At 56.4% G+C, this 12,064-nt stretch carries 11 protein-coding genes; 10 read left to right on the plus strand and 1 reads right to left on the minus strand.

Going from position 1 to position 12,064, the window contains the following annotated elements; genetic code table 11:
- The first annotated feature begins 3 nt into the window (after window positions 1-3).
- From J1785_RS19170 to J1785_RS19215, 10 genes are all read left to right on the plus strand, one after another.
- Window positions 4-957, plus strand: coding sequence for a respiratory chain complex I subunit 1 family protein (locus tag J1785_RS19170; RefSeq protein WP_217220227.1), 954 nt, complete (start codon window positions 4-6; stop codon window positions 955-957).
- 44 nt (window positions 958-1,001) lie between these two features.
- Window positions 1,002-2,726 (plus strand): hydrogenase large subunit, encoded by a 1,725-nt coding sequence (locus J1785_RS19175; protein ID WP_217220229.1) that lies wholly within the window; start codon window positions 1,002-1,004, stop codon window positions 2,724-2,726.
- A 13-nt stretch (window positions 2,727-2,739) separates the two neighbouring features.
- Entirely contained in the window at window positions 2,740-3,297 is a 558-nt protein-coding gene (locus tag J1785_RS19180; RefSeq protein ID WP_129991725.1) for a formate hydrogenlyase complex iron-sulfur subunit, read from the plus strand.
- A complete protein-coding gene (locus tag J1785_RS19185) occupies window positions 3,294-4,091 on the plus strand; it encodes an NADH-quinone oxidoreductase subunit B family protein (protein WP_129952238.1) in 798 nt (265 codons plus the stop codon). The genes J1785_RS19180 and J1785_RS19185 overlap by 4 nt, the downstream gene beginning before the upstream one ends.
- Window positions 4,091-4,570 carry a formate hydrogenlyase maturation HycH family protein gene (locus J1785_RS19190; protein ID WP_129952775.1) on the plus strand — a complete coding sequence of 160 codons (480 nt, stop codon included), beginning with the start codon at window positions 4,091-4,093 and terminating at the stop codon, window positions 4,568-4,570. Before J1785_RS19185 ends, J1785_RS19190 begins: the two co-directional genes overlap by 1 nt.
- A complete protein-coding gene (gene hycI, locus J1785_RS19195; protein WP_129952237.1) occupies window positions 4,563-5,048 on the plus strand; it encodes a hydrogenase maturation peptidase HycI in 486 nt (161 codons plus the stop codon). The genes J1785_RS19190 and hycI overlap by 8 nt, the downstream gene beginning before the upstream one ends.
- Window positions 5,049-5,377: 329 nt before the next feature.
- Window positions 5,378-5,923, plus strand: a complete 546-nt coding sequence (gene hydN / locus J1785_RS19200; RefSeq protein ID WP_129952236.1) for an electron transport protein HydN — start codon at window positions 5,378-5,380, stop codon at window positions 5,921-5,923.
- Between the two features lie 23 nt (window positions 5,924-5,946).
- Window positions 5,947-8,118: a formate dehydrogenase subunit alpha gene (gene fdhF / locus J1785_RS19205; RefSeq protein ID WP_129952235.1), complete on the plus strand. Its 2,172-nt coding sequence runs from the start codon at window positions 5,947-5,949 to the stop codon at window positions 8,116-8,118.
- Window positions 8,119-8,254: 136 nt separating this feature from the next.
- Window positions 8,255-10,576, plus strand: coding sequence for a carbamoyltransferase HypF (gene hypF, locus J1785_RS19210; protein ID WP_217220231.1), 2,322 nt, complete (start codon window positions 8,255-8,257; stop codon window positions 10,574-10,576).
- Window positions 10,569-11,594 (plus strand): HoxN/HupN/NixA family nickel/cobalt transporter, encoded by a 1,026-nt coding sequence (locus tag J1785_RS19215; RefSeq protein ID WP_217220232.1) that lies wholly within the window; start codon window positions 10,569-10,571, stop codon window positions 11,592-11,594. Before hypF ends, J1785_RS19215 begins: the two co-directional genes overlap by 8 nt.
- A gap of 11 nt (window positions 11,595-11,605) precedes the next feature.
- On the opposite strand, the gene csgC is transcribed toward J1785_RS19215, so the two are convergent.
- On the minus strand, window positions 11,606-11,935 hold the full coding sequence (csgC, locus tag J1785_RS19220) for a curli assembly chaperone CsgC (RefSeq protein ID WP_129952232.1): 330 nt from the start codon (window positions 11,933-11,935) through the stop codon (window positions 11,606-11,608).
- Between the last annotated feature and the right edge of the window lie 129 nt (window positions 11,936-12,064).

Here is a 12,064-nt window from a genome sequence, read left to right on the forward strand (position 1 = left end):
ACTTTGAACTTTTCATTCTTACTCGCAGGTTCGTTGTGGCCGCTGGGGCTGCTGCAGGCCATTGCCTTGCTGGCGCTTGCGCCGTTGTTTGCCGGTTTCAGCCGCGTGATGCGCGCGCGGATGCACAACCGTCAGGGGCCGGGCGTATTACAGGAATACCGTGATATCGCCAAACTGCTGACCCGCCAGAGTGTCGCGCCCGCTGCCGCGGGTTCAGCATTTCGCAGCATGCCGTATCTGCTGACCGGCGGATTACTGGTGATCGCTACGGCCCTGCCGGTGGTCACGCTGGCCTCGCCAGTGGGAGCTGCGGGCGATGTGATCACCGTTATTTATCTGTTTGCCGTGGTGCGTTTTGTGTTTGCGATTGCCGGTCTCGATACCGGCAGCACCTTCACCGGTATAGGCGCCAGCCGTGAAGCGGTACTCGGTGTGCTGGTCGAACCGATCCTGCTGCTTGGTTTGTGGATTGCGGCACTGGTGGCCGGTTCAACCTCGCTGGGTGCCATTGCTGCCCGCGTACTGCACTGGCCGCTGTCCTCTTCCCTGACTCTCGTTCTGGCCGGTCTGGCCTGTGCATTCGCCACTTATATCGAAATGGGCAAACTGCCTTTCGACATGGCGGAAGCCGAGCAGGAATTACAGGAAGGCCCGCTGACAGAATATTCCGGCGCGGCGCTCGGCGTGCTGAAAATCGGCATCAGCCTGAAACAACTGGTGGTGTTGCAGTTGTTCATCGGTCTGTTCCTCCCGTTCGGGTTGACGGAACAGTTCACGCCGCTGGCCCTGCTGACCGCCGGGGTGTGGTGCCTGCTGAAACTGCTGATCGCGGTATTTGTGGTCGCGCTAATCGAGAACAGCGTCGCCCGTCTGCGCTTTCTTAAAACTTCCCGCACCACCTGGGCGGGATTCGGGCTGGCGTTTCTGGCGCTGGTTTCCTGGCTGGTCGCAGGCTGACCTGACATTTTTCTTGTCCCGCTGCGGCGGGAAGAGGCTTTGTAATGAGTGAGTTTAATACCGCATTAAATCAAAACCCGGTCGGCAAAGAATATCTGGCCGCGCTGGCGAAACAGTTTCCGTCGGCAATTTTAGGCAGTGAATGGCAGACCGATACACAGGCAACCGTCACCATCCGGCTGAACTGGCTGCCGGAAGTCGTCGAATGGCTGTATTACCAGCAGGGTGGCTGGCTGTCCGTGCTATTCGGTAACGACGAACGGACGCTGTGCGGCAATTACGCGCTGTATTATGTGCTGTCGATGGAACGGGGCGTGAAGTGCTGGATCACCGTGCGCGCCGAAGTGGATCCCGTGTCCCTCGAATTTCCTTCCGTGACACCGCGCGTACCGGCTGCCGTCTGGGGCGAACGCGAAGTCCGTGATATGTACGGGTTGCGTCCGGTCGGGCTGCCGGATGAACGACGTCTGGTGCTACCGGATGACTGGCCGGACGATTTATATCCGCTGCGTAAAGACGCGATGGATTACCGTCAGCGCCCGGCACCGACCACAGATGAAGAAACCTATCCGTTTATTTCCGAAGCCAAAGAAGGCAGCAAAATCGTGCCGATTGGTCCGCTGCACGTCACGTCTGACGAACCCGGACACTTTCGTCTGTTCGTCGACGGCGAAGACATTATCGATGCCGATTACCGTCTGTTTTACGTGCACCGTGGCATGGAAAAACTGGCTGAAACCCGCATGGGCTACAACGAAGTCACCTTCCTGTCAGACCGCGTTTGCGGCATCTGCGGCTTCACGCACAGCGTGGCGTACACCTCTTCGGTCGAAAATGCGATGGGCATTGTGGTGCCGGAACGTGCACAGATGATCCGTTCCATTCTGCTGGAAGTGGAACGTCTGCACAGCCATCTGCTCAATCTCGGACTGGCCTGCCACTTTGTCGGTTTCGATTCCGGTTTCATGCAATTTTTCAGCGTCCGTGAACAGTCGATGAAGATGGCAGAAATCCTGACCGGCGCGCGTAAAACCTATGGTATGAACCTGATCGGCGGTATCCGCCGCGACATTCTCAAAGATGATATGACAGCCACGATTGCCCTGGCGGGCAGCATGCGCCGTGATCTTAACGAGCTGGTTGATATTCTGCTCAGCACGCCGAATACCCGGCAGCGCAGCGTGGGCGTCGGTATTCTGGATCCTGAAGTCGCTCGCGATTTCAGTAACGTCGGGCCGATGGTCCGTGGCAGTGGTCACCGCCGTGATATGCGTCAGGATCACCCTTATGCCGGTTACGCCAAACTGCCATTTGAGCTGTGCAGCGAAACCGGTAACGACGTTTATTCCCGCCTGAAAGTGCGCATCCATGAAGTATTTAACGCCCTGAATATGATCGAGTTCGGCCTGCAAAGCCTGCCCGGCGGCCCGCTGGCAGTCGAAGGTTTCAATTATATTCCGCACCGCTTTGCTCTTGGTTTTGCCGAAGCACCACGCGGTGATGACATTCACTGGAGCATGACCGGCGACAACCAAAAGCTGTTCCGCTGGCGTTGCCGTGCGGCGACTTACGCCAACTGGCCGACACTGCGCTACATGCTGCGCGGCAATACGGTGTCTGATGCGCCGCTGATTATCGGCAGTCTCGATCCTTGTTATTCCTGCACCGACCGCATGACGGTTGTCGATGTGCGTAAGAAAACGTCCATTGTCGTGCCTTACAAAGAGATCGAACGTTACGGCATCGAACGCAAAAATTCGCCGCTTTGAGGAACTGCTTATCATGCTGAAACTGATTAAAAAAGTGCTTAAAACCGGCACCGCAACCGTGGCTTATCCGTTTAAGCCGCTGGATCTGGCACCCAATTTTCGCGGCAAACCGCAATACACCGCACAGCAGTGTATTGCCTGCGGCGCATGTGCCAACGCTTGTCCGTCTAACGCGCTGACCATGACCACGGCAGAAGACGGCGAAACGATCCGCTGGTCGCTGTTTCTGGGACGCTGTATTTTCTGCGCCCGCTGTGAAGAAGTCTGCCCGACGGCCGCCATCAGACTGTCGCAGGAATTCGAACTGGCAGTCTGGCGGAAAGAAGATTTGTTTGAGACGGCGGATTTCCCGATCTGTCATTGCCGGGCCTGCGGCAAACCTTACGCGGTACAAAAGGAAATCGACTTCGCACTCAGCCTGTTGCAGGAAAGTGCCGCACTGAGCGACCGGCAAATTTCTGAACGCCGCGAACAGTACGAAACCTGTCCCGAATGCAAAAAACTACACAGCCTTTCTTCGACCGACCGGATTGATATCGGCCGGCACATGACCACGGAGGCCCGTTCATGAGTCATAACCTGTTTGCTCCGCGTGACGAAAACGGCTTGCCGGTCCCCGTCACGCTGGACGAAAGCATTACTAAACTGAAATCCACACTGCTTAACAGCATCCGCCGCTCAGCCTACGTGTATCGCGTGGACTGCGGCGGGTGTAATGGCTGTGAAATTGAGATTTTCGCCGCCATTTCCCCGCTGTTCGATGCCGAACGTTTCGGCATCAAGGTTGTACCGTCGCCGCGCCACGCCGACATTTTGCTGTTCACCGGTGCCGTCACCCGCGCCATGCGCATTCCGGCACTGCGCGCCTGGGACAGTGCACCGGATCCGAAAATCTGCATTTCCTACGGAGCCTGCGGCAACAGCGGTGGCATCTTCCATGATCTGTACTGCGTATGGGGAGGTACCGACAAAATCGTGCCGGTGGATGTGTATATTCCCGGGTGCCCGCCGACACCGGCTGCCACCATTTATGGTTTTGCGCTGGCGCTGGGTTTGCTGGATCAGAAGATTAAAGGCCAGCAACACGACGAAGCGGCCACCGGACCGGCAGCGCTGCTGCACCCGGATATACCGCAGCCACTGCGCGTATTACTGGACAGGGAAGCACGCCGGATGGCCGGTTACCGTTATGGCCGCCAGATTGCTGACAAGTTTATGGATATCGTTGCCGCGCCCGGCTTACAACCGGTGGAACAGCGGGTGTCTGCTTATCTTGAGGAACAAGGTGATCTGCGTCTCAACGAAATTGTCGGCAATCTGCAACACATTTATCAGCAGGTTCTGCGTGGTGAGGTACATCTGTGATGACCTCCGTTAACGACCAGCGCTACGCGCGCCATCAACCTTATACCGGTCATCAGCCGGACAAAAACAAAGTGATTTTCTATTCACTGAGCAGCAAGTTTGTCGATGAGAAAAGCGCACAGAAACGCAGTTCGCAAAAAGTGCAGGAAGTGGTGTATTACAGCCTGGCGATCGGCCATCACCTCGGGGTGATCGACTGTCTGACATCCCGCCTGGAATGCCCGCTTGAGGGGTATCTGCACTGGGTTGACTGTCTGCCTGAAAACAGCGAAGCGCACCGCAAACTGGCCGGTGTGCGGCGCTTCGGGGAGATCAATATCGACAGCAGCCACACCCACTTGCTGGCGCTGGCGCTGCGTGATGCCCGCCCGAAAATGAGTGCTGAACAACAGGGCTGGAGCGACCGGCTCATCGCCCTGCTCACCCAAATTGAACACGATCCCGCCATGTACCTGATGGTCAGGAGATACGATGCCTGATTTAACCTCCCGCTACGCACTGTTGTGCGTGGGCAACAGCATGATGGGTGATGACGGTGCCGGTCCGCGGCTGGCCGAACTCTGCGTTGAAAAACCGCTGGCCGGCTGGACAGTGGTTGACGGCGGCGCGGTACCGGAAAACGACATCGGTTATTTACGCGAACTGCGGCCTGCACATCTGGTGATTGTCGATGCCACTGACATGGGGCTGGCGCCCGGTGAAATGCGCATCATCGATGAAGATGACATCGCCGACATGTTCATGATGACCACCCATAATCTGCCGCTGACATTCCTCATTCAGCAGTTGCGTACAGACATCCCGCACATCACGTTTGTCGGCATTCAGCCGGATGTGGTGGCTTTTTACTTCCCCATGAGCGCCGCTGTTGAACAGGCTGTTAGCCATCTGTATCAGCGATTGCCTGCGCTGGAGCAAGGGCTCGGGATAGCCCCTTTCCGGCAGGAAACCGCCTGACAGCGTCTGTCGACATAACTGTCGATGCGGTGACGAAACAGACATGACGTCAGCGACTGGTTTCGTCACCGGCACACACAAAACAAATAAAACATTGAATTTAATGATAAATATCACAATCAAGAAACTGGCACGCTTTATGTATAGAAGTAGATGAAAACTTTTAACCCCCTCAATTAAAAGCATACTGAAATCCCCTAAGGCATTGGCATTGCAGGAAGGCAGCAAGCGAAGGAGTCCCGATGTGCTGGCATGAGTCAGTGATTCGGGCGAGTGAACGCAGCCAACCCACCTGCGGTGTCAAGGACGACGGGGATTTGGAGAGAGAGATGAACCGGTTTATTATCGCCGACCCTAAAAAATGCATCGGCTGTCGTACCTGTGAAATTGCCTGCGTGATGGCTCACAGTGAATCACAAGATATCTCGCTGCTTAACGCCGCCACCTTCGCCCCGCGTCTGCACGTCATCAAAGGCGTCAATCTCAGTACACCGGTGATGTGTCGCCAGTGTGAAGATGCGCCTTGTGCCAACGTCTGCCCGAACGGCGCCATTCTTCGCACCGGGGATCATGTGCAGGTGATGCAGGAACGCTGCATCGGTTGTAAGACCTGCGTTGTCGCCTGTCCGTACGGCGCCATGGAAGTGGTCACCAAACCGGTTTTCCGCCAGAACGGCGCGGCGATGATCACCACCTCGGATAAAGCCGAGGCGCACAAATGCGACCTGTGTCATGCCCGCGCTGAAGGCCCGGCCTGTATGGAAATCTGCCCGACCAAGGCACTGTTCGCCATCGACCGTAACCACTTACAGGAAATGAACGCAGAAAAACGCCGCCGCGCTGCGCTCGACAGCACCTCCCCGCTGCTGTTTTAACCCCGGATTAAGGAAGCAATAGCATGAAAAAAGTCACTACTGTCTGCCCGTATTGCGGTGCCGGATGTAAATTGAATCTGGTTGTCGATAACGGAAAAATCATCCGTGCGGAAGCGGCGAACGGCGTTACCAATCAGGGCGAACTGTGCCTGAAAGGTTATTACGGTTGGGATTTTCTCAATGACACCAAACTGCTGACCCCGCGCCTGACCCAACCCCTGATCCGCCGCCAGAAAGGCGGGAAATTCGAAGCCGTCAGCTGGGATGAAGCCATCCGCTACACTGCACAACGCCTGAAAGACATTAAACAAAAACACGGCCCGCGCGCCATTATGACTACCGGCTCTTCCCGCGGGACCGGCAATGAAACCAACTACGTGATGCAGAAATTCGCCCGTGCGGTGATCGGCACCAACAACGTTGACTGCTGTGCCCGTGTTTGTCACGGCCCGTCAGTTGCCGGTTTGCAGGCCACCCTCGGTAACGGTGCAATGAGTAACTCCATCGGCGATATCGAAAACTCAAAATGTCTGCTGGTGTTCGGTTATAACTGCGCGGATTCTCATCCGATCGTCGCACGCCGCGTGATCAAAGCGAAAGAAAAAGGCGCACAGATCATTGTCTGCGACCCGCGCCGCATCGAAACCGCCCGCATTGCCGATCAACATTTGCAAATCAAAAACGGCTGCAACATGGCGCTGGTGAATGCCTTCGCCCATGTGCTGATCGAAGAAGATCTGTATGACCATGACTATGTGGCGAAATACACCGAGGGCTTTGAGGAATACCGCAAAAATGTCGCGGATTACTCACCGGAAGCCGTGGCAGAACAAACCGGTGTTTCCGCACAGCAAATCCGCCAGGCAATGCGCACTTACGCCGCCGCACCTTCTGCCACCATCATGTGGGGCATGGGCGTCACTCAGTTTGGTCAGGCAGTTGACGTGGTGAAAGGGCTGGCAGGGCTGGCCTTGCTGACCGGTAACCTGGGCCGCGCCAATGTCGGCGTCGGGCCGGTTCGCGGGCAGAATAACGTGCAGGGTGCCTGTGATATGGGCGTGTTGCCGAATGAATTCCCGGGTTATCAGTCCGTCACTGATGCAAAAGTTCGTGCGAAATTTGCCGATGCCTGGGGCATTGACGTTAATCAAATGGACGCCGAAGTCGGTCACCGCATCACCGAGATCCCGCATCTGGCAATCGAAGGTAAGGTCAAAGCCTATTACATTATGGGTGAAGATCCATTGCAGACTGAAGCCGATTTAGGTCTGGTGCGAAAAGGCTTCGAAGCGCTGGAATTCGTGGTGGTTCAGGACATCTTCATGACCAAAACCGCCGAGCAGGCCGACGTGATTTTACCGGCCACCTCCTGGGGCGAACATGGTGGCGTATTCTCCTGCGCAGACCGTGGCTTCCAGCGTTTCGAGAAAGCTATTGAGCCAAAATACAACGTCAAACGCGACTGGGACATTATCAGTCTGCTGGCGACCGAGATGGGTTATCCGATGCATTACAACGATAACCAGGAAATCTGGGACGAAATGCGCAACCTTTGCCCGCTGTTCTACGGCGCCACCTACGAAAAAATGGGCGAACTGGGACACGTGCAGTGGCCTTGTACCACACTTGAAAGCCCGGGGACGCAATACCTGTACGCCGACAATCACTTCGATACCCCGACAGGTAAAGGCCAGTTGTTTGCCGCACCGTGGCGCGCACCGGCCGAAGTGCCGGACGGTGATTACCCGCTGGTCCTGTGCACCGTGCGCGAAGTCGGCCACTATTCCTGCCGTTCGATGACCGGTAACTGTGCGGCATTGCAGACGCTGGCTGACGAACCGGGTTTCGTGCAAATGAACCCGGCTGACGCCCAGGCGCTGAATATCCGTGACCAGCAACTGGTCTGGGTGGCCTCACGCCGCGGCAAAGTTATCTCACGCGTCAACTACAACGAACGTATCAATCTGGGTGCGGTGTACATGACGTATCAGTGGTGGATTGGCGCCTGTAATGAGCTGACGCAAGATAATCTCGACCCGATTTCCAAAACACCGGAAACCAAATACTGCGCAGTGAAAGTCGAACAAATCACCGATCAGCGCTGGGCCGAAAACTACGCACATCAGACTTACAGCGATATGAAAGCACGCCTGCGCAGCGCCGTGGAGGATGTGATCCCGGTGGTTGAGATTTAGTTTGATTTAGCTCCTCACCAAAAGGAGTGGGTTTTAAGCGCCTCCCTGAGGAGTGGGAATTGGGTTTTAGTTTTGCTCCCTCCCCTGCGAAGGGGAGGAGCTTTAAAACCCTCCTCTACGTTTAAAAAGGGTTTTTATGTCCGGTCTGCTCATTCGCATCTGCGGTAAAGTCCAGGGCGTCGGTTTCCGGCCTTTCATCTGGCAACTGGCTGACCGTCTGCGGCTTCGCGGGGAAGTGTGTAACGACAGCGCAGGTGTGGAAATCAGGCTGCTTCAGCCGGTCAATCTTGAAATTTTTATTGAACAGTTACAACGCGACTGCCCGCCGCTGGCACGCATCGACAGCATCACTTTCGATCCTTTCGACTGGCCGATACCGCCGCAAAATTTCACTATCGCTGACAGCCGTCACAGCCGGATGGATACACAGGTAGTGCCCGACGCGGCAACCTGCCCCGAATGCCTGAAAGATATTACCCGTCCGGGGGATCGTCGTTTCGGCTACGCCTTCACCAACTGTACACATTGCGGCCCGCGTTTTACGCTGATCCGCGCCATGCCTTATGACCGCCCTTCCACCAGCATGGCGGAATTTCGCTTGTGCCCGCACTGCCAGCACGAATATCAGGATCCTGCCGACCGCCGGTTTCACGCACAGCCGGTCGCCTGTCCGCAATGCGGGCCGCAGGTCAGCGCGACGTTGCAAAATGGCAACATTCTGGCACAAGGAGAAGCGGCACTGGAATGCGCCGTCGCGGCATTACGCGCGGGTAAAATCGTCGCCATTAAGGGGCTGGGCGGCTTTCATCTGGCCTGTGATGCCACACAACAAAACGCGGTAATGCGGCTGCGGGAACGTAAACAGCGGCCGTCAAAACCACTGGCGGTGATGCTGCCGGATATCAGCTGGCTGGCAGAATGCAGCGATGAAAGCCCGCAATTTGCACTGCGTGAAATGCTGGAATCACCGGCTGCACCCATCGTACTGGCAGAGAAAAGTGCGATATCAAAGCTGTGTGCTGCCATTGCGCCGGACCTGGACGAAGTCGGACTGATGCTGCCGTTTACTCCGCTGCATCATTTACTGATACAGGCGGTTCATACCCCCCTGGTGATGACCTCCGGCAATGCGAACGGTTGTGCGCCTGTACTGACCAATGAAGCTGCGCTTTTGCAACTCAACGGTATTGCCGACGTGTGGTTGCTGCATAACCGCGATATTGTCCAGCGCGCCGATGATTCACTGCTGCGTGTGACACCCCAGGGTATTGAAATGCTGCGCCGCGCGCGCGGCTATGTGCCCGATGCTTTTACACTGCCTGCCGGATTCAACATCCAGCCGCCGCTGCTGGCGCTGGGCGGTGATCTCAAAAACACCTTCTGTCTGGTGCGCGGCGATCAGGCCATTCTCAGTACGCATTTCGGATCACTCACCTGCAGCGATATTGCCGGACAACAACAGCACGCGATTGAACATTTTCAGCGCCTTTATGATTGCCTGCCGGTGGCAGTGGCCTGTGACGCGCATCCGGGGTATGTCAGCCATAGACAGGCGGAAAGCCACGGTGTACGCGTGACGGAGGTTCTTCATCATCACGCCCATATTGCTGCATGTCTGGCGGAACATGGCTGGCCGCTGGATGGCGGCAAGGTTATCGGGCTGACGCTTGACGGGCTGGGTTATGGCATTGCTGATGCTAAAACCGGTGCCCTGTGGGGCGGCGAGTGTTTGCAGGCAGATTATCTGCACTGCGAACATTTAGGCGGATTGCCTGCCGTTGCACTGCCGGGCGGCGACCGCGCCGCGCGGGAACCGTGGCGGAATTTACTGGCACATTGGCAGGCCTTTGTGCCGGACTGGCAGACACGCCCTGAGGCAAAGGCGTTACAGGAACATCCGTGGTTGCCGCTCTCCAGAGCCATCACCGCCGGGATTAATGCCCCGCTGGCGTCTTCCTGCGGACGCCTGTTTGATGCCGTCGCCGCCGCACTCGGCTGTACGCCTGCGCAACTGAGCTGGGAAGGCGAGGCGGCAAGCCGTCTGGAAGCGCTGGCGCAACGCGGACAGGGTATTTCGCATCCGGTGACAATGCCGCTGCGGCATACACCGTCGGGCACGTTTCTTGATTTAGCGACGTTCTGGCAGCAATGGCTCGGCTGGAGGGCTACGCCTGACGCACGGGCTTTCGCTTTTCACGATGCGCTGGCGCAAGGCTTTGCCGCCCTCGCCTGCTATCACGCGGTCAGAACTGGCACCCGTACTGTGGCGCTGGGGGGTGGCGTGCTGCATAACCGTCTGCTGCGCCGGCTTTTACATCACTATTTAGCGCCCCTTCGCGTGCTGATGCCACAAAAGGTGCCTGCCGGAGACGGCGGTCTGGCGCTGGGGCAGGCTGTTATCGCCTGCGCCCGCCTGCAATATTCTTCTGGTTTTAACAACAAGGACTCCCATGATTAACCGTGATTTTTTTCACACGCACCGTCGTGCTTTCTGGCTGCTGATCGGGCTGCTGGCTGTCAATTTACTGGCCTGGGGTTGGGCTCTGGTGGTGTTTCGCCACAACCCTGCGCTGGTGGCGGCGGCCTTGCTGGCTTACGGTTACGGGCTGCGTCACGCCGTTGATGCCGATCATATTGCGGCTATTGATAACGTCACCCGTAAGCTGATGCAACAAGGACAGCGGCCGGTGGCAGTCGGGGCATTTTTTTCTCTCGGACATTCCAGCATTGTGGTGCTGGCCTGCGTGGCGATCGCGGCAACATCTCTGGTGTTTGGTAATAAAATTGGCTGGCTGCATGACTATGGCAGCACGATTGGCACACTGGTTTCCGCGCTATTTCTGCTGATGATGGCGCTGTTGAATGCGCTGATCCTGCGCGATGTTTACCGCCGTTTTCAGAAAATCAAACAGGGTAAAAATCCTGCGGAAACCGGAGAAGATCACAGGATGCAGGGTGGGATGATGAGCCGGTTATTCAGCTTTGCGTTTAATCTGGTAAACAAAAGCTGGCAGATGTATCTGGTAGGCTTTTTATTCGGGCTGGGTTTTGATACGGCCACTGAAATTGGCCTGCTGGGTATTTCCGCCGCCGGGGCCTCTTCCGGTATGTCCGTATGGAGCATTTTGATATTTCCGGCGCTGTTCGCCAGCGGCATGGCGCTGGTCGATTCACTGGATAACTTTGTCATGGTCGGCGCTTACGGCTGGGCGTTCGATAAACCGGTGCGTAAGCTCTATTACAACATGACAATTACCGCCACCAGTGTGGTAATCGCCCTGTTTATCGGTGGCCTGGAAGCGCTCGGACTGTTGGCCGATAAGCTGGACTTACACGGTGGAATTTGGGTCGTTGTCGGGCGCCTCAATGAAAATATGGGCAGCGTGGGGTACGCTGCCGTGGCGATTTTTGTGGTGTTCTGGGGTATTTCTGCCCTCAATTATCGCCGTAAAGGCTACGACAATCTGGCGGTGTGATCCGCGCGCCGTCAGGCATCGTCCGGCAAGGTCAGTTGCTTTTCCAGACGCAGTTTATCGCCGTCCGTTACAGTTATCATAATTTGCGTTTTGCCCCCGGGCTGGACGGCAAAACGCATCTGCCCCAGAGGCTGCGGCTGGTTAGCGGAAAGATTCATATTATGGCTCTGACGGCTGGTGCTGGTGCCCGCAGTACTTTCCTGCGAAACAGAAACCGCTACCTGACAGGCACAGGCTTTGGTGAGGCTGACCATCGGCGTAATGACATAATTCTGCGCATTGTTTTGTGTATCGAACCAAAGCTGGTTGGACATCACGGCAGCAATCAGGAGTAAATGCATAACGTTTATCCTCCGTATCCGGTCGAAAAAAAACAGGGCCAGCGCCCTGTTCTGAGAAGCTTTTGCCATGACTCATGGTTGTAGCTAAACCTGTTTTTTGCTCCTCCCCCTGCGAAGGGGGAGGTCGGG

Source organism: Rahnella perminowiae, assembly GCF_019049755.1.
In the GTDB taxonomy this organism is placed as follows: Bacteria; Pseudomonadota; Gammaproteobacteria; order Enterobacterales; family Enterobacteriaceae; genus Rahnella; species Rahnella perminowiae.